Here is a 21,822-nt window from a genome sequence, read left to right on the forward strand (position 1 = left end):
GGACTCCTTAGTACGAGGTCCAGGCGATGGTGTTGGCATCCGAAGAGCAACTAGTCGCAGCGGCCACCGCTGTGATTTCGCCGGCAATGGCAGTACCACCGTTGATCGCCGTTGTGGTCTGTTTGTCCTTGGCCATGTTGGACGCAAGCGTGATGCAGGCATTCTTCGGAAGGTTGGATTCGGTGATGGTGAAGGTCATGCCGTTGCTGGTCACAGTAACGGCTCCGTTCCAACGGTTGGATAAGGCGTTGCCGTTAATGCTCATACCACCTGTGGCCTCCAGGTTGATCAAGGACGGGGCCAGGTTGGTACCGGCTGTTGCGTACCCTGTTGTGCTTTTCAGCCTTTTGGTATTGCTCAGCAAGGTGCCCAGGTTGCTCTGTTCAATGGTGACGTCCGAGCTACCGAACGTTCTATACCCCATGAACACGATGAAACCGAGTGCCACGGCGATCAGCATCAGCCAGAACATCCCGTCCAGGGAAAGAAATCCGCGTTGGTTTTGGCGGGTATTTGTTCTCATCTTTACGACCTCATTTGGGTTTATTTAAGCGTTTCTGTCACATTGCCGGCCAACTGGAAGATGCCGATCACCACCAGAATCATCATGATTCCCATGGCCATCGAGGACACCCCAATAAGCGACTTCGCGATGGCCTCGACGCGCTGGAGCGTTTGCTCCAGCCAACGGTTGGAAAACCTTTCCATCGATTCGGCGAAGCCTTTGCGGGTGGCGAGCACTTCAAGAAAATGCATGGCCATTGGGTCTGGAAATTCATGGCCAGCAAGTTTCAAGGCGGTACCGAAGTTTTTGCCGGCACTGACACCGTAATGAATGGCGCTCAACCGTTCCTTGAGCCATGGAGATGCGTTGCGCTGCAGCGACTTCAATGCGTCGAGCTGGTTGATGCCTGAGCGCAACATCACGGCCATGTTGAGCAAAAAGATGGAACCGTGAAGCGCCTTGTAGACCGACCAAGGGGGAAGGCGCTCTGCTCGGACTCTCAGGACCTGGAGCAATTTGTTCAACTGTAGCTTCCATGACGGGCTGGCGGCCGTGATCTGAAGCCCGCAAAACACCGGCAGCGTGAAGATTGATACGAGGATGAAGATAACGACCGCGATCAGGGTCACCAGTCCGTAGTGGGTCACGAAATTCGATAGGGCGTAGAGAAACGCCGGCACACCTGTCCAGGCATCGGGATTGGAGCGCTTTGTCATTGAAGGCACCATCCACGCGGCGATCACATACAGCAGCGCTGCCATAACGCTCCACACGACCGAAGGGTAAACCGTGGCTGAGGCCACCAGCTTGCCGATCCTCTGGCGTACTTCAATAATCCTCACGCAATCCCTAAAGGCCTGCACCAGGTTGCCGGTCTCTTCCCCGGAAGCGATCAGTGAGTTTTCGTCATAAGGCACCCAGCCTTCGCATGAAACGCTGAACGACTTTCCTCCTTTGACCGATTGCGCGATTTCACGACAGGCAATCGATACAGGGTGGCGTTTCTGGCCGTTATCACTGAATGCCCGCGCAACAGTATTCAGGGCATCTTCAAGTGAAACGCCATCCCCGTGGATGCCCATAAGGCTTTCATAAAATTGAATTCGCTCGTTCTTGCCGAACTGTTTGGCGTAGAAGGTTTCTGCCCAGCGGTTTAGCACCGCTCTGACGTCACTCAGCATGGGCGAGCTCCAGGGTTTGCCGGTCAAAGTCCAACGGCCCCACCATCATTTCGGCGTGACGTGGATCTACCAATCCTTGTTTGAGCTTGAGGATTGTGTGGGCAGTTTTGGTGATACCGCCCATTTCCTTCACCCAGTAACGACGTGCTGCACTGGCCCCTTTTTTATTAAAAACGTGCATGAAATTGTTGTCGGTGATGAGCGCCTCCGCGGCTACCGTACGATCAACGACACTCAAACCTTTGCAGTGTGGGCACCCAGGACCTTTGAGGTAGGTCAGGTCGACCGCGTCCAGGCCGCGCAGGCGTTGCACCAATGCACCGTTGAGCTGGTCCAGATGAGCAGCGGCAGGTACACGACAGTGAGGGCATAGCACGGGAAGCAAGGACTGATTGACGATGCTGGTCATCAGTGCGGGATCTGTCACGAGGTAGCGGTCTACCCCCATGTCGATTAGCCGCTGAAGCCCTGCCACTGAGTTATTGGTGTGCAACGTGGAGGACACCAAGTGCCCGGTCATCCCACCACGGAAAGCCGCTTGGGCCGAGGCCAGGTCCCTGATCTCCCCATACATCAGGACGTCCGGATCGAGGCGCATCGTGTTGGTGATGCCGTCGCTCCAGGTTTCTCCTGAGCCCAAAGGGGACTGGTTGGCCATGATTGGATATTCGGGCGGATCCTCCATGGTCAAAATGTGTTTTGTGCCACCGCACTCTTCATAGAGCAGGTTCAGGTTGACCTGCTGAGTCTTAGATTTGCCGGATCCTGTGGGGCCGGTAACCAAGTTCACGCCATAAGGAAAGCTGCGGATACGGCTAAACGCCTCAATTTGCTCGGGGAGAAAACCGAGAGCCTCAAGGGTCATTTTGGTTTTGTCGTCATACAGCAGACGCAGAACCATCAAAGGACCCTCTACGAGCGGCCTGGTGGCAACCCGGGCACCGAACAGACCAAGTTGATCCACGTAGGATCGTTTTATACGTGCGTCCTGGCTGACTTGTGGCTGGTAGTGGTCTTTCGCAACATCACACATGCTGTTGTAGAGGGATGAGCAGAGCTCAAGGCCCACCTGACTTTGATGCTGCTCCGCCTCCCACAACAGTCCGTGGATGCGAAAGAAGATCCTGGTGATGTCGTGACCCACCACAAAGTGAACATCGCTGGCATTATCCCGATGGGCTTTGCCTAGCAGCTGCACCACCTGCGCCTGGCGTTTGGTCTCGGTGGTCGAGAGGGCTCTGCCATTGGCGTCGTCATTCGCCTGGTAGAGCGCCTTGATCGTGCTCATAGGGCAGATCTTGACTGCAAACTGATGATTCTTGTGTTCCAACTCATCCTCGAATGCCATGACATAGGCATCCGTTTGGTGCTGGGCGGACACATACAGAATTCCATCGCTGGTCAATGCGCACAGCTGACGTAACTCCGGTTTCAGCTCGAACGATCCGCCAGGCGCAGTGAGCAATTGCTGATGCGAATTCAGCAGCGCAGCAGCGGCTTCATCGAGGACTGGTTCTGCTTCAGTTTGTATTTCAGTCAAAGTCGTCATTGGCTCGTACCTTCACCGCTGTCCTTGGATCAACCCGGGCAGCGAGGTGGCTGACGGGATGCTGCTGGAGACCGGGTTGCTACTACTGGAGGCGCTTCCCGGTGGAATATTGGAAAACCCGAGCGGGAAGCGCTTGCCATCACGTTCCAGTGTCACGCTGTCCAGGGTGAGGTTCGCCACGCGGTAGCCGCCTGGGAGTTCCCGCGACGAGGCGTCAGCGTCCACTTCAAATCCGCTGCTGTAGAGCAACGTGGCACGAAGCCGCCTTGCGGAGCCGAATATGGCTTTAACGACAGGTAGTTCTTGCTGGGTATCAGTGGCGCGTGTGACGGTGATAGGGGGTGGGAGTAGGCCTTGAGGTACGAATGAGGCTGAAGACTGAGCGGTTGAATGGTTGTCTTCGCCATTGATCGACCGCTGAGCCTGAGCCCTTTCCGCCTGCGCCTTGAGGAGGATCGTCTGACTTTGAACGATGGCCAGCTCTCCTACGTTGACACCAGAGACACTGTTTTCCGCTGCCCAGCCAATAGAGGATCCGGCAGCAATAACCAGGCAGAAACACGGCAGAATTTTACTTCGCATAAAGGTCACCTATAACTGACCACTCAAGATGGTCGGCTTTGTAATCTGCTTTGATTTCTGTAAGACGAAGCCCCTGACTTGGAGCACCGGATAAAGAGTCGATTGGTGTAATACCAGTGGTGTAGCGCAGCTCGAATTGCTTCCATTGAGGCTGTGGTGGGGGGGGGGAGCAGGTTGACCAGGTAATGCCGGCTGGATGGGCACTACGACCGGCACCTCTTTCAAAACGGGGCTTTGGCCGAAGCTGTGCAGCCAGGAAGACAAATTCGCCAGCATGACGATCGCTTCCTTTAGCGGTTCATCACCGGCTGCTGGCAAGGAAATGTCGAGTTTCAACGTGGCCGAGTTGCCGTCGTCAAAGAAGACCGGCCGATCAGCATAGTGGCCCTGAGTGGCCTGTATCAGTTCGTCGGCCGTGCTATTGCCCGTGCGTCTGTAAGATGACAAGACCTTTGCACCATCGCAGACGGCACTTGTGAACAACCAGCCTTCAATGGATAGGGGCGATTGATAAATGCCGCGGCTGCATCCCTCAATGAAGTCTGTGACCGAAGGGCGCTTGGCCCAAGGGTGCTCCAGAGCCTGAGGCAACTGTTCCACGCCAGACTCTTGCTGCAGCCTGGCTAATTCTGCCAGGCGAAGTTGTTCAGCCTGGAAAGCTGCTTCTTTGGCTATCCGGTCCTGATGACTCTGCCATTGAACCCACGCGATGATGCCGGCAGCGATCAGCGCACCAACCATCGTCAGTTGCACCAACTCTGCTTTGGATAACCCAAAGACAAGTGGCCTCAGTCGATACTCACGTTTCAAATGCGAGGGTTGGAGCAGCTCGTCAACGTCGAGCGGTTGGCCACCCATTTCAAATTCTGAAGGCAGGTACTCCTGGCTGAACTGGATGCCCCGACTGCGCTGCTGAACGACTCTCCGACGCACCTCGGCACCGGTGCCGATCATGTCGCAGCCAGAGATCACGCCTCCTTGAAACACCGCGACAAGGGCGTATTGGTCAAGGTCAGCGTCCGTTCTCCAGGCCGCAATCCACGAGTCCCCCAACTGGCCTGCCAGGGTCGCTGCGAGCGAGTACATGCCTTTGGTGACTTCGTCACTGCGCGCAACGAAACCCGCCTGGATGATGGCCGGTGTTCTGCGAATGGCGACGATGTCTAACTGGTGTTCACGGCCGTACTGCCGTGCTTCCTTCATGTGGCCGGTGACGCTGCCCAATGGATGCCAGCGTAGACCTGTTACGAACGATCTCCCTCTGTGCTGCAGGACCTGGACTCGTGCTGAGCGTGTGCTTTTTGCGATTTCCGCGACCATGGCTTAACCCTTGAATGCGCTGCAACGCAGCAAAGGGCTTGGGCAAGAGCCCCACGGATCATTGGCTGCAGGAATACTCAGGGCGCTAGGGCTTCCAGTGTCGCTATCAACAACAGGTGTAATCAGCACGACCAGCACGTTGTGATCCGTGCTGCGGATGCGACTACCGCCCAGGCCGAAGAATCCAGGATCACCGACACCGGACTTGGTCGCGTTTTCGCTGTTCTCCTCAAAGCCGGTCAGAACCAACGTTTGGCCGCTGCGCAATTTGACTTTGGGAGACAGGTTCCTGGTGTCGTAATCGACTGTCTGAACGCTGGAGCCGTTGCTGGTGAACGGGGTGAAGGTGGGTTTGCTGCTCATGCTCAAAGTGACCATCAGCAGCAGGTTGTCCTGGTCGATAATGCGAGGAAGCAACATCATGTTGAACCCGCTGGTGATCGTTGCGGGAGTCAGTGATGTGGACGACCCGACCGAGGCCGTTGTGGTAGTAGAGCTCGAGGCAATATAGCTTTGCACGTTACCGACTTGGATAGGTGCAGGCTGTAAGTTCAAAGTTGTGATCGAGGGAGATCGGACGTTTGAAACTCGATATTGTTCAGATAGCGCTTTGATGATCAGATTCGAGCCAGCCCAAGGTGACTTGGAGGTATCTAAAACATTGAACGAGCTGGAGACCGCATTAGTGGTAATTCCAGTGGTGGCATTTTTTAGGGAAAAACCCCACTTGCTGCTCAGATTAGTGTAAACCGCAGACCAATCTAGGCCTGTTTGATCCTTGTCGGTGAGGGTTACTTCAAAGACTTTGACATTGAACAGCACCTGGCGTGTGATGCTCCGGTTGAGGGAGGTCAAGTACTTCGAAACGTTGGAAAGTACCTCTGGGCGATCGCTTACCGTCAAGGTTCCAGTGGACCGAGAAAGGAACATACGACCCTGGGGCTGCTGGCTTAGCATCGCTTGGACGTTTTTTTCAATGTCCCCAATCAGTGATGTTTTGATTGAGACGGTGGTGCTCTGGTTGCTGCCAGACTCCCCCGACGCGCCTGATGATGAAGATCCGCCACCCCCTCCGGAGCTCCCGCTGCCGGTGGATGTCAGCAAACCGGATTTGACAGTGCTTTCAATCACCTGGTCATCACCAAAGGCCCAGACATCGAACGTTTTGGTATCGAAGTAGGTGACGTGCACGCTGCGATCATCGGATAAATAGTTCCATGCCAGGCCCTGTTGAGCGGTTACCTGATTCAACAAACCAGAAAGCTTGCCGCTGTACTTAACTGGGAATGTACGAGGCGCGAAGAGCCCATCCATACCCGAAGGTCGGGCGTTGCTCTGCATGTTGCCGATGACACCGGCTGGCATGAAACTGGACAGATTATCCGGCGAGGCCATAACCGGAGGCGAATTAGATCCTGCGTTACCTTGATTACGAACGGATAGGACGCTTGGATCGATCGCATCTGGAGCCACGATGACTGGAACGCCACACTCGCTCGTGATGTAGTTCGCGACCTCTGCGATCCCAACGTTGTAAGAAGGGCGATAAGTAATGTCGCAATCCATGGCCAGCGGCAAACCGCGCTTGGCGACCATGGGTTGTTTTGAGACCCACGGCTTGTCACTAAAAACGACGGTTTCGCGTGCCGGCTCTTGTTGCTGATTTCGCAAGAAGCGGCTGTATTGGGAGGCGGTCGCTGCGTCGTTTTCGGCACGGCTGGCCGACTCATTCACGCGCTGCAGTGAGCAGGAGCTGATCAGAGCCATGACCAGTAATGAGGCTGTGCCTCGAATCCAGAGGCGTACAGTCATCATTTTTTCCTCTCTGCGATGTAAAGCACCAACTGTGCTGGGCTGCCGTCAACGACGAATGACCGAGGGGCTGAGTCGTACAGCGGAAAGATCTCTTTGATAGCCTCTTCAAAGCTGCCTTCGAATCGAAGCGGTGCGTCAATCGGGTAATCCAAGTCGTCTGCCTTCCAGATCAGCGTCCACTTAGCCCTAGCTGCCCAGGCTTCCACGGTTTGCCGAAGTGTTGAGCCAGTGGTCGCCGTCCATATCTGGGCCAGCGGCTTTGGAGGGGTTACCACCGCGAGAGCAGGCTTTGGCGCGACGGAGGTACTTGGGGCAATGTTTCCAGACGTCCCAATGCTTGCAGGCTGAGTGGTGGTAGCGTTAAGCGGCGAGGTGACTGCCGGGCTCGATGTGGTTTTCCCGGAAGAGGTCGTAATAGAGCCATCCTTGGCGGGCACTGCTGGGGTAGATACTGGGGTTGCAGTTGCAGGTGCTGCAGTAGCGGTTTTGATCGGCGCCGGTGAGGGTACGGCGGCGACCACAACGGTGCTGGACGTTTCGCCGCTGGTAGTGTTTTTCGTTGTCGGTGAAGTCAGTGGAGTGGAAGGTGTGGTGGTAGCTGCCACTTGCATTGGAGCAGTGCGCGATGATTCCGGGAGCTGGTAACCAGGACGCAGTACGTAACACACCTGGCGATTCACTTCGTCCACCTTCACCTGCCAGGCCGGACCTGCGAGTACTTGCAGCGTGTTGCGCAGTGTCATGGGTCCAAGCTTGTACTGGGCTGCGGGGAGTGGTCGCGTGTAAAGGATGTTGACGTGGCCGGTGTCGGGCGAGCAGAGCGTGTAGCCGGAACGGTCCACGACGTATTGCATGGCATCGCGCACATTGGGGTGCATGTTGGCAGGAATGCTGATGTCAATGATCTGAGCCATTAGGTCACGCTGACCCGAGTCAGGCAAGGTACTGACCAGGGTGTAACGCCCATAGCGTACGACCGGTTCTTTTTCAGGCACGGCGCCGCTGGGGTAGAGGTCCGGCGTCAACATGTCCGGGTTACGGCTGCTATCAAACGCCGGTTTAGGCGCGTGTGGCGTGTGGGTTGCGCAACTGGCGACGAGCGCGAGCAGGGAGAGTGTGGTGAAGTGCCTGATCATGTGCCGAAAGGCCCCCTTTGATGATGGAGGCACAGTGACAGCCAGTCATTGACGATGCAGCAGGAAATAGAGAACTGCGTCTTAGGGTTTTTATGCGAGCGCTAAACTAAGCCGTTTGCCATAACATTGTGATATTCAGTCTTGGAGAAAGCCTATTGAATTGCTCACAAGTAATTCACCAGTTCGGATCTAGCGTTGGCCGCTGCATCCGGCTCTATCAGGTCGCTCGCTAGTTGTCGTTTATCCATCAGCATTTGCCATAGCATCTGATCAATGGTGTTCTCCACCAGCGGGATTTTCACCACAACCATGCGTAGCTGCCCATTCCGGTAGGCTCTATCCTCAGCCTGATCTTGTAATCCTGGTGTCCAGGGTAGTCCCAGGAACATGACATAGTTGGCTGCCGTCAGGTTATTTCCGGTACCGGCGGCAGAAGTGGTCGCAGCGAACACTCTGGTGTCAGGATCACTTTGAAAACGGTCGATCGCTTTTTGGCGTTTGCCGAGGGAGTCACTGCCTACCACGGTAACGCAACCGTATCCGGCTTGCTCGCACTCAGTACGCAGCGTGCTGACGGTGTCCTTGAACTCACAGAACAAGATGACTTTGTCTTCCACATCCAGTTCGCACAGCAGCTCCATGACGACCCGAACCTTCACCTGCTCCAGCAACTGGCGCAGCGAGCCTAGCCTGGCAAGACTTGGTCTGTCTTCAAAGCGTATCCGGTCGTATTCACGACGTTCCTCGACTGACAGCTCTACCGGCAAAGTCTGCCGTTGCTTACCCTTGAGCTCCGTGAGCACGTCTTTGCGGCGCCTAAGCATCCAGTCGCCAATCGCCTCTCGAAGGTTCTTGCGAAACTCTGGGCTGCCGGCGAACTGTTCGCAGAACTCTTTGAGTGACAGCTTCCCAACGGGATGGCCGGAAAGCCGCAATAGCGTGTGAAGTTCTGACTCTCGATTCAGGACGGGTGTACCAGTCAACAAATAGCGATTGGGTACCTTGGCGGCAATGTCGAAGCCATGACGTGTCCACGCCGCGGTGGGCTCTTTCAGGCGGTGAGCCTCATCGATGATCATCACTTCAAAATGGCCGGCCTGCAGGACATAGTCGCCCAAGCGCTCGTAGTTAATGATGGTCCACTGTAACGAGGGATCGAAGACCTGCTGGCCTATTCTGGCCTCGGGATACACCATCTGGATTTCACGTTGCCAGTTGATAATCAGGGTCGACAAGGTGATGACGAGGATGGGTCCGTCTCCCGCTCGAATAGCGGCGGCGATGATGGCCTGACGTGTTTTGCCTAGGCCCATGTCATCAGCGAGTAAAGCGCTCGTTCGTTGCAACAAATGCCGGATGCCTGCCGGTTGATGGTCCAGCAATGAATGCCCCGTCAACGCCTGGTCGATTTGCTCGCTAGTGAACTCGGTCCGCTCGATGGATGGCACAGCGGCAAGGTAAACGTCTGTTGAGACTTCCTCCTGCCCGACTGGGGCTGCGCGCTCTTGCGGCGGGCCTCCGAGGCTGATGCGGGTGACTTCATCAGCGGGAACAATGGAACCGTCGGTCAGCAGCTCCTGCACGGTGTCCAGGATCTCGAACTGATCTTCATAAAGCCCCAGCTCAAGGATGAGGTTGGAACGCACCAGTTCGGCGGTCGAATCAATGCGCCAAGACTTGGACTGGCCAAGGAACACGCCGTGCATACGCCGAGATACCGCGACGGCTCCAGGGTGATAATCGCCCGACAGCAGAATGCCTCCCTGAGCCAGTGGAGCAATTCGAAACGTTAGACCCCAGGTGAATGCTTGCCGGTCTGGTGATTGTTGTGCTGCTGCAAGCTTTGCAGAGAAGGTCTGCCAGCTCTCGTTGAAACGGCCTTCCGTCAACTCCATCAGACGGTGGAAGAGCAGATCCAGGTCATCCAGCAATTTACCCTTGGGCATTCGCCAGTAGCGATGTTGAGGATGCTCCGCACGGCGTATGTAGAACCCATCACGCTCAAGAAACAGGCGGTTGGCCCCCTCGACGTACTGCAGCAGAATCCCGAAGTCATAACCGTCGAAAATAACCTTCTCGACCAGATGGGGCCGACTATTCAAAAGGCGCGGACGGCTCATGTTTTACTCAAACGCTGGTTGATCCATTCTGTGCACGCTTGAGCGTGCAGCTTTTTCCGGTTTCGATTTGTATAGCGGGGCATGGATAGTGTGTGGTCGGGCCATTCCAGGTTGACCTCGATCTCACCTGATTTGATCTTTGCCCAAAACCATTGGTAAGCCCGGTCAACCCTTGAGCCCGACCTAGGTGTGCGATTGCGGAGCCCTCTCAGCTGTATCGTGACCAAGTGTTTAGAAGTCAATTTTGCCGGTGTCTTGCCCCAGGCACTCTCATCCATTTGGATTTCGGCAGAGGCCAATGATTGTCCGTTTTCGCGTACTGAAAAAAGACGGCAGTTGCCTCGATAAGCGCTGTAGTCGTAACCATCAATGCAATGGCCTAGCGCTCGATGTTCTGCATCAAGGTCCGCTGGGCATTTCAGCTCGACAATTTGCAGCCCATTCGGGCTTACGAGAAGTGTGTCGTTCGAATTAAGCAGCGTCCTCCAGGGCGTTGAAGAGTCCGCTTTTGTTTGGGGATCTGCGGCATCAAGAGCTTCACGTATGTCTATCAGTGCCAGGTGAAAGCCATCCACTAAGTTGGCGATCTGGTGATAGGTAGCAGTACCTATGAAGCTTTTGAGTTTTTGCAGTGCGTCACGGGCGTCGGGTCCGTCGCTTTCATCAACGCTATTAAAAACATCATTCAGATCTTGCAGCCTATCAGCAATTTGAAGCCAATCAGGGTTGGACCACTCTGTCGGACATCCTGAGAACAACCTGCTCCAGTCTTTTGTCTGCTCCAAAAGTTGATAGGGAATCTTATCCAGCAATGCAAAAAAGGTTTTCCAGTGCGTCTTAGTCGAAGGGCGGCGGTTGACCATTGCTGCTCCAAGCAGCAATCGATGCCACGGAGTATCCGGACCTTCACGGCTTATTCGCGTCAATGCGCTGCCGGTATCAAAAACGCGTTGTTGGCCCAAGTACCGAACTGATGTTCTTGGAGCTTGTAAGAGCCATGCCAAGATGTCGTTCAGGGGGAGGCCAGCGTCCGTGATACGGCCCACTAGGCATTCCCTGGATTCCACGCAGTAGTCGTCGTCGCGCAAGATAGGTCGAAACTCTTGAAGTTCATCCCATGGGCTTTCCAGGAAAATCTTTTGCTCTTCGTCCCATGGCCAAGGCCATTGGTTGGCCAAAACTAAGAGAGGGATTAGCACCGGTTGAACCTTGAGGGCTTGTAGTCGACGTACGCGGTCCCCTTGAGCCAGCCAGTTATAGAGCTTTGGGGAAGGGCACTGCGCTGAACGAATAGCGAATAGAAGTTCCTGGTCCAGGCACTGGCAATACTGCTTCAGCGTGCTGCCGATCTGTTTCAAGTAAAACTGCGTGCGCGGGTTGAAGTAACGATTGTTGCTTACCGACGCATCCGAGCCTTTGGAAATAAAACTACCCAGATCCTCAACCGCGAGCGCAACTGCTGCCGCTCGTGCAGACTTGCAAAACGACGTCAGAAGCACATCAGCAAACCAACGCCCCTTAAATCTCAGCAGCAGCTGCTGGGCTACCTGGACGGACGGCTTTTTTTTATGTACGCGATCTTTAGTTACGATCTTGCAGGCCATTAATTGCTGGCCGTCGAAGTACTGAAGCTGGTTGCCGATCCTGGCCAGAACCTGGCGCGTTTGAGCATTGGTACTGTCCCATGCCACACACCAGCAGCGGGAGTGGACATTAGAGTTGAGGTAGTGCTCGATGAACGAGGTCAGGAGGGAAGGTGAGATCTGAAAATGCAAAGCCCAAGTCTGGGCCACTTCAATCTGGCGATCTGAGAACTTTTCCAGCTTCGGCGCTAAGATGCGCAGTCCCAACACCGATTGTCTTTTCTGTTCGCTCACCCGTGACCTCCTCCGCTATTCGCAGAGGAATGTCAGGTACGGAAGAGGTAGGTTCCAGCGTTAATGCATAACACCGTTAGCAGTGAATTATGCTCTCGGTAGTAAGAGTTAAACCCCTCTGGGTTTATCGAAGTCTGGTTTGCCATTCAGTGAGGGAAAGCTGACTTTGCAGCCGTTGGACCTGTACCCGGTGCAGCCCCAGAAGTCATAGCCGCCGTCCCCTTTTTTCTGACGCCTTGCGAGAGGCTGATTGCATTTGGGACAGTTGAAAGCGCCACCGGCTGTGGCTGGGCGTGGAGCTGACGCCATTGGCACACTTGGCATACCACGTTGCTGAGACAGTTCCTCTTCCAGGCGCTTATGCAGACGTGCAACGACGGCGCCGTAGGTGTCTTGGCCCTGGGCGATTTTGTCCAGGTCGCGCTCCAATTCCCGCGTAAAATCCAGCTCCACGAAACTGAAGAACCCTTCGAGCTTCGCGATCGTTTCCTCCCCCAGAGGCGCCGGTACCAGTTTGCGGCTCTTTTCCTCGATCAGTCCTTTGCTGGTGATGTTCTTCAAGATGGAGGCGAACGTACTTGGACGACCGATACCGCGCCGTTCCATTTCTTTGATCAGGCTGGCCTTGGTGTAGCGTGACGGTGGTTGAGTTTTCTTCTTCAGCAGTTCGCCGCTGTGGACCGAAAGAATCTGTTTTGGAGTGAGCGCTGGCACAGGGTTGTCTGCTTCTGCGTCTTCCTCTTCATCCGTATCATCGCCCTTGAGCACCTTCATCCATCCCGGATGGCAGAGTGTTTTGCCCGATGCAGTGAAGCGCAGGGCTTTGCCGCCTGGACCAACAGCGAGCAGTTTCGCAGTACGCACGTCGTAGATAGCGGCCTCAAGCTGGCTGGCCAACGCCCGAACCCAGATCAACTTGTACAGGGCCAGTTCGTCATCTTTTTCACCGGCGGATCTTTCGGACCAATAGGTCGGTGTAATGGCAGGGTGACCTTCCTGCGCGCCTTCGGCCGCTTTAAACGTGCGCCGTTCATCTACGGCGTTCAATCCAAGAGCGTTGGCCACCGTTCGAATATCCTCCATGGCTTCGTCTGGGACATTGGGGTTGTCCGTCCGGTGATAAGTGATCACGCCTTGCTCGTACAAGCGCTGGGCCACCTGCATGGTTTTGTCCGGATCCCATTTCAAGGCGTTGCTAGCAGCTTGTTGAAGGGTCGAGGAGATGAATGGTGCGGGAGGATGACGCTCGGCCTTGCGATCCTCGCAGGACTCGACAACGATGTTGCGCGTGCCGGCGACGAGTTGGGCCAGGTTGATATCCTGAACGTAGGGGACGTCCTTGCTTGCGAAATCCGGTACCGGTTGCCACTCGGCATACCAAGTGGTGCCCCGACTCACGTCGGCAAAGAACAGACGCACGCCAAAGTGATTGATCACCTGAAAGTTGCGGATCTCGCGTTCGCGCAAGACCACGAGAAACACGGCGGGTGATTGAACGCGGCCAGCGGAAGTAGGTTTGCCCATCAGGCGCCGCAACTCTTGGGTCACTAGGTAACCCACTAGGCGATCCAGAACACGCCGGCATTCCTGTGAGGCAACCCTGTTCAGATCGATTTGTCGTGGATTGGCCAGTGCTTCTTCAACGCGCTTGAGAGTGATCTCGTTAAAAGTAATGCGTTTGTAGTTTTTGACCGCCAGTACCTGCTGGATGTGCCAGCTGATGCTTTCACCTTCACGATCAGGGTCGGTTGCGAGGTAAATTTCACTGGCCTGTTTCGCTGCGGCCTTGATCGTTTTGACGGCTCTGCCGCTCTTATCCAGGATCTCGTACACCGGTGTGTAGTTTTTACGTACTCCGGTGGTGATCATGCTGTCGTCCTGACCTTTGGCCGGCAGGTCGCGGATGTGCCCACCACTGGCAACCACCTGCCAGTCTTCGCCTGGGCGTAGCTTCTTCATCATTGGCTGGAGCTTTTTCAGCTTACCAGGTGCCTCGATGATCAATAGCTTCACGGTGTGTCCCTCTCAAATAATCAGAGTGGGACTGTTGCGTCAGGCAGGTAGGGCTTCAATAGGAAATGGTCAATGCGCGGGGGAGGGCATTAAGCGGCTATAGGTCCAGCGAGAGCTGCTGTGCCTGGGCAAAGCCCTTTAGCCAAGACGCACGCATAGCGGGATGTTGGTAAGGGCAGTCATACACCCGTAGCCCTTTCCGCGCAGCGGCCGCACCAGTGGCAAAAACCGTCAGGTGAGGATTGTTGCAACGTCGCCTGTCAGTGGCTTTAGGCAAGAAAGCGTTATCACCCATGGCGGTTGCTCCACGATGCTCAAATTCATCTTCCAGCAGATCCGCGCTTGGCGCGATTTTTTTACGGGAGGGTGTTGCAGCCAGGTGCCGGGATGTCGAACCAATTGGTGGCCCTTAGCCAATGCACGAAGAACTCAACGGACTGACCACTTCGTCGTTGAAAATCGTGTAAATCGCCATGAAGCTCAAGATCCTCAGACTCATCATCCCAGTTAAAAAGTTCGAAATAGTTGGTGTCGTAGCGATCAGGGTTCAAAAGCTCTTGTATGAATCTTCGTGCAACGAATGAGCTCATGTCACTGTAGTCATCAGCCCAGACGTCTTTATCACGCCAACCAGCTTTTATCCAGGAGGCGAGTCGAATGTTGTCGGTGATACCGTAGAAGTCTGCTGCGTTGACGTCGCTCTCATCACAGTACCGCCAGTACAGCCGTCCCAACGTGGGGTGATCCGCTGCTACCAGAAGCCAGCCATCTGGACTCCTCACCTCATCATCGTCCCGCATTGTCATACACCTTAAGGCTTCACGATTGGGGAGGGAAAGACGTTGATGTTTTTCCCTCCACCACGAGCTTCACGATTGGGGGGCCGAAATTAAGCCCCTGCAATCAGAACTGACGGTCGGGGTCCGGGTAGTCGTCGAAATCAGGGGCAGGTTGCGGACTGGATTGATCACGTGACGTGCTGCCTTGGCTCTGTGACGGTGCCAGGGTCACGCTCGCAATCCTGTGCGGCAAGATGGCGACCCGCGAGGCTTGAACCTTCAGAGCCGCATTTTCCTCACCGTCTTTTTCCCAGCGATCCATTACGGCTCGGCCGGAAACGATCACGCGCATGCCCTTCTGAAACAGGTGCGAGTAGTGTTCAGCGTCTTTGTGCCACCACTCGACATTCGCCCAGAATCCCCCTCGATCTTCATACCCGCCTTTACCGTCCGGAATCGAGTTGTCGAAGTAGACGTTGGCGCGCATGAGCCTCCGTGGGTCCTTGTTGCCGTTGGCGAACTCTTTGAATTCCGGGGTGGAGCCGATATTGCCTTCCCAGCCTTGTACGGGTGTGGACATGAGTATTCTCCGACGTTATGGATGTTGCGTTTGATTGGTGAGCTGCTGCAGTCGAGCGGTGTACACGGCCTCTGCCTGGCCCATTTTTTCGGCGCACTCGGCGGCCTGTTTGGCAATTGAGTGCATCAAGCTCATTTGCATGTTCAACGTGATGCGCTGCAGTTCCATTGCGTACAAGTCCTGCAGCATGGCTTCCGGTGTTCTGGATGAACCCATCATGTCTGCCCAGACACCTACGCCCATTCGGCGGTCCGTCACCTGCTGCCATCTCAGAAATTGGGTTCCTGCCTGGGTGTTCTGTTCTGTCAGTCGAACTGGCACAAGGGTGAATGGATACCGGCGAGCCTGGCTCAGCACTTCCTGGGCAAGTGCTTTCAATTCCGATTCTTGAACCCGGCATAGATCGGCAAATTGGCTCAGTTCCCCCTTACCTTTAAAAGGCTTTAAAAGGCCTTTTAGTGAGGCAGCCTGTTGCAGTCGTTGGAAGGCATCCTGTTGCAGTGGTCGGAAGGCGGTCTGTTGCAGCACGCCGTCTTCTGAGGACGTCTGGCCCATGACCATCAGCCTTCCTCGGCATCATCAAAGTGATCACTCGCCTCGGATTGCTGTTGGCCGCGAATGATGGGGGGAGCAAAGTTGGAGCGGCGGGTGCCTTCCAGGATGTCCTGCGGCAGTTCTCCGTAACGCTCATACATTTTGCGGGCTGCTTCAGCCTTGGCATTGTTGGCGGCGAAGTCATCGCGTGCAGCGCCGGAGTATTTATAGATCTGGGCCAGACCAAAAAGTCTGCGCAGCACGGCTGCGCCTTCATCGATCCAAGTTTCCATGTCGTGACGACCGACCAGACCGACGTGCTGGGCCAGCAAAATGCGCCTGACAATTTCGTCGTAGTTGGTCAGTAGGTACACGGCTTGGAAGCCGAGTGGATTGGCGATGTATAGAGGGAGGCTGACAGGCTGGATGGACAGGTTCTCGCTGATACTGATGGCCGGGGGGAGGGAAGCCATGGCTGTATCGAGACGATCTTCGATGGTTTTGAGTGCCTCCTTTGAATCGCGGATCTTCTCTTCAAGCTGGATCATCCACCAGTCTGAATACGGATCATCCTGCTGGGCGCCACGTGACATGCGGTTGACTACAGTGCAGAAGCCCGACAATCCGATGATGCCGACCTTGAGATCGTTTTTTGGGCGTCCCATCCAGATCCGTGCAGCATGATGGGTGTGAAGGGTGAGCTTCACATCGCTGCGTAGTGAGCCAATATTGAGCCGGTAATTGTCAGCCATGGTGCAGTTATTCCTTGGAAAGAGGATTGACATGGCCATGCTGCAATTGGGCTGCTACGGACGCAGCATTAAATCCATAGTCAGACGGAAGGGGATTTGTTGAGGCGTCTATATATAGAAGGAGAGAAGCAACATTGTCTGTCTGACTGCCGTCAGCGATCCGGGATCCCTGGTAAGTGTTGTGGGCCACAGCACTGAGCCGACGGCCACCACAGATTACGGATCCTGTCAGGGTGATGCGGTGCGCATCATCCAGTCGGTAGTTATGTGGCCCACATAGCTTCGAGTTGCCACCTGGAGTTTCGAATCCCTGTTGAGTGGTGTGGGCCACAGCACTTAGCCGACAGCCACCACAGATTACGGATCCTGTCAGGGTGATGCGGGCCGCATCATCCAGTCGGTAGTTATGTGGCCCACATAGCTTCGAGTTGCCACCTGGAGTATCGAATCCCTGTTGAGTGTTGTGGGCCACAGCACTGAGCCGACGGCCACCACAGATCACGGTTCCTGTCAGGGTGATGCGGGACACATCATCCAGCCGGTAGTTATGTGGCCCACATAGCTTTGAGTTGCCACCTGGAGTATCTGATCCCTGGTGAGTGGTGTGGGCCACAGCACTCAGCCGACGGCCACCACAGATTACGGATTCTGTCAGGGTGATGCGGGCCGCATCATCCAGCCGGTAGTTATGTGGCCCACATAGCTTTGAGTTGCCACCTGGAGTATCTGATCCCTGGTGAGTGGTGTGGGCCACAGCACTCAGCCGACGGCCACCACAGATTACGGATTCTGTCAGGGTGATGCGGGCCGCATCACTTGGCTGAATGCCTCCACCGATATCGAATCCTGGCTGGGTGTTGCGGGCAGCAACACTCAGCTCGGCTATGCCGCTGACCTGGGATCCTGGTTGAATGATTCGGCCCGAATCACTCAGCTCTCTGCCATAACCGGTATCAAGTCTGGTCAGCGCCATGCGGGCGGCATAGCTTGGCTGACTGACATTTCCGTCCGGAGTCATGAATGTGTGCTCCGATTGGGCTTTAGCAGGTGCAGCATCTCGCTCAGTGTTTGATTGGCGGTTTGTATCGATTCCGGATTGCGTGGAGTCACCATCGCTTTCACCGGTTGAGCAACTTCAACGGTGCTTGAGCCCGTCGACGGGCTACCCGTGTTCATGTGGTTGAGACGTGGTTTGTCGTCTGGCTTCCAATTGCTGTTGAAGTCACCTCGTACCGCCGTGGCGACAAGCGTCATCAGATACCCAAAAGGGTTTCGAACGCCTCCCGTATCACAACGGTGCACCCATTGCTTGATGAGCGCAGGCTTCACCTCTGGTGGGACTTTCTGCAACGCCACAAGGGCACTCTGTTTTTGATCCGTGGGCAGCCGGTGCAGGGCATCCAGGAGGTCTGCAGCCGTGTCATCTGACGTGGGCGGTACATGTACAGAGCTTTTACAAACATCTTTGTTTGTATCTGTATACGTACTATATGAGTTCGGATTCCGAACTGAGTCCGAACTCAGTGATTTACGGCTGAGTTCGGATTCCGAACTCAGCTCAAAAGCGATTCGCTTACCGCTGGATTCACTGAGTTCGGATTCCGAACTCAGTGTGGAGGCAGCTATATTTTGCTGAGTTCGGATTCCGAACTCGGGAGCAGTCAAAGGCTGAAGGGCTGTTGCCTGAACCCATGGCTGACTGTTCAAGCGAGCTTCGATGATGTTCAACCGAGTCGGTAATCGCTGACCAACCTCCGGATCTGCGGCGAACTCCTTCCAGGCTATTTCAGCAACTTCACGAATCGCCTTGGTCTGATGCTCCATCGATTGAGCGAGTAACTGCAGATAGTCTTTGTCGAACTCCAGCGCTTCACCAGGCGTTACAGGTTCATCGTGAAGAAGGTAGACGTTGCCTTGAACCTGACCACTGAGGTCATTACGCACGCGACGACCGAGGCTGAGCCAGCGAGTCAGGCGAAGGGTGACCAAGGCTTTTGATACCGTTTCACGGGACGCCGGTCTGCCGGGTAGCATGCCCAGGTATGGCCGTAGCTGCTCATAGGTGGGGAACGCCGTCAGGCCGTCGTCATTGATCAGTAGGCGAAATACCTGCCAGGCGTTTCGTTCAAGCGGAGACAGTCGATCATCCAGAAGCAATCGACGAGGAACTGTCTCATGAGGGTTACCGCTGAAAATAATGCCGGAGTAGGGCGCTGAGCCCTCAATCCCCGGGGGCATCGACTCTTTTTTCTGACGCAGATGAGCCTCAAGATGCCCTGATGCAGAGTCCAGAAGTGTCGAGAAGGGGAGCCGGGACAACTTCATAGGTCGTTGTCACCTTGCCCCAGTGTAACTACTGGTAGGGCCAACTGATGGTTGGCCGATGACACCAGCTTCAAACCTTTTGTAAATCCAGCGCTTGGATGCGAAGGCGGATAAAGGCCGTCTCTGATCCATGACTGAACGCGGTGCCAGATTATCGCTAAACTGAGGTTTTCCGTGCCTTCAGTTGAGTCGGCGCCCTGTGGAGCATTGAGTTCTTCTGCCACCAGCATGGCCACGTCCAGCAACGCCAGGCTGTCATCCAGCTCAACCTGATGCTCTTTCATCAGATGGGTCCAGCGGTACCAAAGCTGAGCATCCATCTCTTCGCTAAACTCTCGCCACCGGCCACGGCGTGCTGTTACGCCAATCACCAGGCGTTGAAGGGCAACATCTTGGGGGGATAAGCCAAAGAACTGTTGCAGCATCTGTGTCGTTGCCCCGAGTCGAAGAGCACGTTCAATCATGCGCACTTCCTCGTCTGATCGTTGAGCCCCGGTCAGAAGCTTTTTCACCATGTCTCCATCTATCGTGACACTGCACCAGGAAACGGGAGTGTTAAGCAGCAAGCTCAGCACCGAAGGTTGTTGAAGCTGGGCCAAGATTTCGGGCTCCAATCCCATCTCTATGCAGCGACGGAGTTGGCCGTTGCGCATGTGGTGCAGCACCTGAGACAGGATGGCTTCATTGATAGGTGTTTTGGACATACGACTCTCTCCCTGCCATCGACCCAATCAGCTAGGTGAACTCGGATTGTTGTTGGCCATTGACTTGATTTCTAAGTCGATCAAACGTCTTGCGAGACGAATAATTCGAAAGAGCTTCACCAGCGCGCCATCGCTCAGACGATTCGTGTTCTCTGGAGATTGATCCTTGGCATAGGGCTGACCCAATAGGATCTGGCCGAGACCTGCAGCAAATTCGAAATCGGCAAGTGAACCAGCCTGTTCAGGCTGTTGCTGAATCATCTTCAGCGCGATGGCGATTGAGCCGCTCAATGATTGGAGCAGCGTCAAAGTGTGCTGGGCTGTAGCGGTGACTTCGACGTCTTCAGTTGGATGTCGATAGCTAAAGCCCACCCCTCCGTCGAGGTCCAGGAATTCACCAGGTGCATTGACTGTGGTCGCAACTTCCCGTGCCAACTGAGCGATATGCTGGCGCAGGGTGACGGGATTATCGATCTCGCGTTCGATGTACCAGAGGTCAGAAATGGGATTCAGTCCACCGGCTTGAACCGGGATGGCCACCAAAGCATTGGCCGCGAAGTCAGGCAGAATCTCCCCATCAAGCGCCGCGACTTCGCGCCTCATCTTTTCGACCCTGGCAGATGTTTTCACCGGGCTCGCAACGTGCCCGTCTAGCCGGCTCTTCTGTTCCTCCGGACTCATTTGTTCCAAGGGCGGAGGCGTGAGCTGCGGCTTGATTGGCTCTTTGCTTTTTTGTGGTGTTGTGCTCGTTTTAATCCATCCCCCGGTTTGGTGGGAGGGCGATTGTGGTACCGGGTTTTGAGGGGGATTGTTACCGCCCTCGGTCGAGCTACCGCCCTGCGACACACTGCCGAAGGTTATGGTGGGCTGAGGCAGTTCGAGTATCGGTGTGGATCTGCGCAATTGGTCCTGATTCTGGGTAATCTCCAGCAGGATTTTCTCGTACCCGAGATTCAGCGGCTTTTGCAGTTGAGCTATCAACTCGTCCTGGAAGCGCTGAAACAGAAACTCTTCGGCATCTCCCTCAAACTGAGACAGAACATCTTGGAAGACTGTTTCGAATTCAAGAGGCAGCTCGTTTCCATGCTGCTGATAATTACGCTCCCAGCACTGAAGGGCGGTTTTTCTCAAACCTAACAGTTTTATAACTCGATCAAATCCGAGGCCGGAGTACAACATTGCAGGAATTACAGGAAGCAAGTAGCGAATAGCATCTTGCATTCTGCTGATGTGGGGCTGAGAGATCGGATACCCGTCAGCTTTCAAACGTCGAGAGAGTTCACTTTGAGATATCGATCCGCCTGCTTCCTCCTCATATAGCGCTCTTGCCTTATCGACACCAATTGCCCGCTCGATGAACAGCAGTTGCCCCTGCAGATCGTTTTCGGCCAAGTGCCCGGTGAGAGAAATAATCTCCCCCCGGACTGCATCCCACGGACGAAACAGGCAGTGGAACCTGAAGAATTTCTCGTCCCCAGTCTCACGGTACAATTCATTCAGAATCGCGAGACGAGTGTTGCCGCCGTTCCTGATCCGGAACTTCTCCTCACCAGGCTTACGGGTCACGGGCGGAGGCGTATCCAGGCCACGCTGACGGATCGACTCCTTGATGTCGTCGTATTTTGGGTTGCGCGTAGTCCGTGGGTTTTCGTCATACGGCAGCGTCTCATCCAATGTCAGTAACATCGGTGTGTCGACGATGGGGTCGCTCAAGCGAGCAGCAGCTGGCGACTTGGATTCAAATCCAGGAAGCTGCAGCTTTTCTTTCATAGTCTGGGCCAATGACGGTTTCATACTCTTGCCCCAGCTTGCTCATTGGCCGGAGCTGCAGCCAACAGTTGGTCAATGATCTTGTGGGCTCGATCCAAAGCGGCTTCAAGCCCCGCGGTCGCTTCCAGGCGGTGAACGATTTCCGAGTTCATTGACCGGGTGTTTTCACGTGCCTGCAGTGCGATTCGCTCGCGCATTCCGTCCGGAAGGCGGACTACGAATTTTTCTTCGAGCTGACGTTTGGTTTCATTGCTCATAGCGTTCTCCATTACTTATCGGG

At 55.0% G+C, this 21,822-nt stretch carries 19 protein-coding genes and 1 pseudogene; all 20 read right to left on the reverse strand.

What is annotated here, in order from left to right:
* Positions 1 to 7: 7 nt before the first annotated feature.
* Positions 8 to 523 carry a type 4 pilus major pilin gene (locus ACWHXD_RS04380; protein WP_032905001.1) on the reverse strand — a complete coding sequence of 172 codons (516 nt, stop codon included), beginning with the start codon at positions 521 to 523 and terminating at the stop codon, positions 8 to 10.
* 20 nt (positions 524 to 543) lie between these two features.
* The gene (locus ACWHXD_RS04385; RefSeq protein ID WP_020302995.1) at positions 544 to 1,686 is read right to left on the reverse strand and encodes a type II secretion system F family protein; all 1,143 of its coding nucleotides are present in this window, start codon (positions 1,684 to 1,686) and stop codon (positions 544 to 546) included.
* Complete coding sequence (locus ACWHXD_RS04390) at positions 1,676 to 3,235, reverse strand: GspE/PulE family protein (RefSeq protein WP_020302996.1); 1,560 nt, start codon at positions 3,233 to 3,235, stop codon at positions 1,676 to 1,678. The genes ACWHXD_RS04385 and ACWHXD_RS04390 overlap by 11 nt, the downstream gene beginning before the upstream one ends.
* Positions 3,236 to 3,247: 12 nt before the next feature.
* Positions 3,248 to 3,817, reverse strand: coding sequence for a type IV pilus biogenesis protein PilP (pilP, locus tag ACWHXD_RS04395; protein WP_020302997.1), 570 nt, complete (start codon positions 3,815 to 3,817; stop codon positions 3,248 to 3,250).
* Positions 3,807 to 5,137: pseudogene (gene pilO2, locus ACWHXD_RS04400) on the reverse strand (type 4b pilus protein PilO2). Before pilO2 ends, pilP begins: the two are co-directional and overlap by 11 nt.
* Before the next feature lie 3 nt (positions 5,138 to 5,140).
* On the reverse strand, positions 5,141 to 6,949 hold the full coding sequence (pilN, locus tag ACWHXD_RS04405; protein WP_020302999.1) for a PilN family type IVB pilus formation outer membrane protein: 1,809 nt from the start codon (positions 6,947 to 6,949) through the stop codon (positions 5,141 to 5,143).
* Entirely contained in the window at positions 6,949 to 8,088 is a 1,140-nt protein-coding gene (pilL2, locus tag ACWHXD_RS04410) for a PFGI-1 class ICE element type IV pilus protein PilL2 (RefSeq protein WP_020303000.1), read from the reverse strand. Before pilL2 ends, pilN begins: the two co-directional genes overlap by 1 nt.
* Positions 8,089 to 8,252: 164 nt before the next feature.
* The gene (locus tag ACWHXD_RS04415) at positions 8,253 to 10,208 is read right to left on the reverse strand and encodes a DEAD/DEAH box helicase (protein ID WP_020303001.1); all 1,956 of its coding nucleotides are present in this window, start codon (positions 10,206 to 10,208) and stop codon (positions 8,253 to 8,255) included.
* On the reverse strand, positions 10,205 to 12,085 hold the full coding sequence (locus ACWHXD_RS04420; RefSeq protein WP_069557502.1) for a hypothetical protein: 1,881 nt from the start codon (positions 12,083 to 12,085) through the stop codon (positions 10,205 to 10,207). Before ACWHXD_RS04420 ends, ACWHXD_RS04415 begins: the two co-directional genes overlap by 4 nt.
* Before the next feature lie 108 nt (positions 12,086 to 12,193).
* A complete protein-coding gene (topA, locus tag ACWHXD_RS04425; protein ID WP_020303003.1) occupies positions 12,194 to 14,098 on the reverse strand; it encodes a type I DNA topoisomerase in 1,905 nt (634 codons plus the stop codon).
* A gap of 97 nt (positions 14,099 to 14,195) precedes the next feature.
* On the reverse strand, positions 14,196 to 14,393 hold the full coding sequence (locus ACWHXD_RS04430) for a CrpP family ICE-associated protein (RefSeq protein WP_073451677.1): 198 nt from the start codon (positions 14,391 to 14,393) through the stop codon (positions 14,196 to 14,198).
* 61 nt (positions 14,394 to 14,454) lie between these two features.
* Positions 14,455 to 14,898 (reverse strand): hypothetical protein, encoded by a 444-nt coding sequence (locus ACWHXD_RS04435; protein WP_020303005.1) that lies wholly within the window; start codon positions 14,896 to 14,898, stop codon positions 14,455 to 14,457.
* Positions 14,899 to 15,001: 103 nt separating this feature from the next.
* Positions 15,002 to 15,457 carry a single-stranded DNA-binding protein gene (locus ACWHXD_RS04440; RefSeq protein WP_020303006.1) on the reverse strand — a complete coding sequence of 152 codons (456 nt, stop codon included), beginning with the start codon at positions 15,455 to 15,457 and terminating at the stop codon, positions 15,002 to 15,004.
* A gap of 15 nt (positions 15,458 to 15,472) precedes the next feature.
* Positions 15,473 to 16,012: a DUF3158 family protein gene (locus ACWHXD_RS04445; RefSeq protein ID WP_032905007.1), complete on the reverse strand. Its 540-nt coding sequence runs from the start codon at positions 16,010 to 16,012 to the stop codon at positions 15,473 to 15,475.
* A gap of 5 nt (positions 16,013 to 16,017) precedes the next feature.
* Positions 16,018 to 16,743, reverse strand: coding sequence for a PFL_4669 family integrating conjugative element protein (locus tag ACWHXD_RS04450; protein ID WP_020303008.1), 726 nt, complete (start codon positions 16,741 to 16,743; stop codon positions 16,018 to 16,020).
* Positions 16,744 to 16,750: 7 nt separating this feature from the next.
* Complete coding sequence (locus tag ACWHXD_RS04455) at positions 16,751 to 17,761, reverse strand: hypothetical protein (RefSeq protein WP_139129477.1); 1,011 nt, start codon at positions 17,759 to 17,761, stop codon at positions 16,751 to 16,753.
* Entirely contained in the window at positions 17,758 to 19,068 is a 1,311-nt protein-coding gene (locus tag ACWHXD_RS04460) for an STY4528 family pathogenicity island replication protein (protein ID WP_020303009.1), read from the reverse strand. Before ACWHXD_RS04460 ends, ACWHXD_RS04455 begins: the two co-directional genes overlap by 4 nt.
* Positions 19,065 to 19,772: a DUF2857 domain-containing protein gene (locus ACWHXD_RS04465; RefSeq protein ID WP_020303010.1), complete on the reverse strand. Its 708-nt coding sequence runs from the start codon at positions 19,770 to 19,772 to the stop codon at positions 19,065 to 19,067. Before ACWHXD_RS04465 ends, ACWHXD_RS04460 begins: the two co-directional genes overlap by 4 nt.
* A gap of 27 nt (positions 19,773 to 19,799) precedes the next feature.
* Positions 19,800 to 21,566, reverse strand: coding sequence for a ParB family protein (locus ACWHXD_RS04470; protein ID WP_020303011.1), 1,767 nt, complete (start codon positions 21,564 to 21,566; stop codon positions 19,800 to 19,802).
* Complete coding sequence (locus ACWHXD_RS04475) at positions 21,563 to 21,799, reverse strand: Arc family DNA-binding protein (protein ID WP_020303012.1); 237 nt, start codon at positions 21,797 to 21,799, stop codon at positions 21,563 to 21,565. The genes ACWHXD_RS04470 and ACWHXD_RS04475 overlap by 4 nt, the downstream gene beginning before the upstream one ends.
* Between the last annotated feature and the right edge of the window lie 23 nt (positions 21,800 to 21,822).

Source organism: Pseudomonas fjordensis, from assembly GCF_976987115.1.

Bases quoted from the DNA above. Each gene is read 5' to 3' on its own strand.
- ACWHXD_RS04380 (WP_032905001.1), bottom strand. From the start codon at position 523: ATGAGAACAAATACCCGCCAAAACCAACGCGGATTTCTTTCCCTGGAC.
- ACWHXD_RS04385 (WP_020302995.1), bottom strand. From the start codon at position 1,686: ATGCTGAGTGACGTCAGAGCGGTGCTAAACCGCTGGGCAGAAACCTTC.
- ACWHXD_RS04390 (WP_020302996.1), bottom strand. From the start codon at position 3,235: ATGACGACTTTGACTGAAATACAAACTGAAGCAGAACCAGTCCTCGAT.
- pilP (WP_020302997.1), bottom strand. From the start codon at position 3,817: ATGCGAAGTAAAATTCTGCCGTGTTTCTGCCTGGTTATTGCTGCCGGA.
- pilN (WP_020302999.1), bottom strand. From the start codon at position 6,949: ATGACTGTACGCCTCTGGATTCGAGGCACAGCCTCATTACTGGTCATG.
- pilL2 (WP_020303000.1), bottom strand. From the start codon at position 8,088: ATGATCAGGCACTTCACCACACTCTCCCTGCTCGCGCTCGTCGCCAGT.
- ACWHXD_RS04415 (WP_020303001.1), bottom strand. From the start codon at position 10,208: ATGAGCCGTCCGCGCCTTTTGAATAGTCGGCCCCATCTGGTCGAGAAG.
- ACWHXD_RS04430 (WP_073451677.1), bottom strand. From the start codon at position 14,393: ATGGGTGATAACGCTTTCTTGCCTAAAGCCACTGACAGGCGACGTTGC.
- ACWHXD_RS04435 (WP_020303005.1), bottom strand. From the start codon at position 14,898: ATGCGGGACGATGATGAGGTGAGGAGTCCAGATGGCTGGCTTCTGGTA.
- ACWHXD_RS04440 (WP_020303006.1), bottom strand. From the start codon at position 15,457: ATGTCCACACCCGTACAAGGCTGGGAAGGCAATATCGGCTCCACCCCG.
- ACWHXD_RS04445 (WP_032905007.1), bottom strand. From the start codon at position 16,012: ATGGGCCAGACGTCCTCAGAAGACGGCGTGCTGCAACAGACCGCCTTC.
- ACWHXD_RS04450 (WP_020303008.1), bottom strand. From the start codon at position 16,743: ATGGCTGACAATTACCGGCTCAATATTGGCTCACTACGCAGCGATGTG.
- ACWHXD_RS04455 (WP_139129477.1), bottom strand. From the start codon at position 17,761: ATGACTCCGGACGGAAATGTCAGTCAGCCAAGCTATGCCGCCCGCATG.
- ACWHXD_RS04460 (WP_020303009.1), bottom strand. From the start codon at position 19,068: ATGAAGTTGTCCCGGCTCCCCTTCTCGACACTTCTGGACTCTGCATCA.
- ACWHXD_RS04465 (WP_020303010.1), bottom strand. From the start codon at position 19,772: ATGTCCAAAACACCTATCAATGAAGCCATCCTGTCTCAGGTGCTGCAC.
- ACWHXD_RS04470 (WP_020303011.1), bottom strand. From the start codon at position 21,566: ATGAAACCGTCATTGGCCCAGACTATGAAAGAAAAGCTGCAGCTTCCT.
- ACWHXD_RS04475 (WP_020303012.1), bottom strand. From the start codon at position 21,799: ATGAGCAATGAAACCAAACGTCAGCTCGAAGAAAAATTCGTAGTCCGC.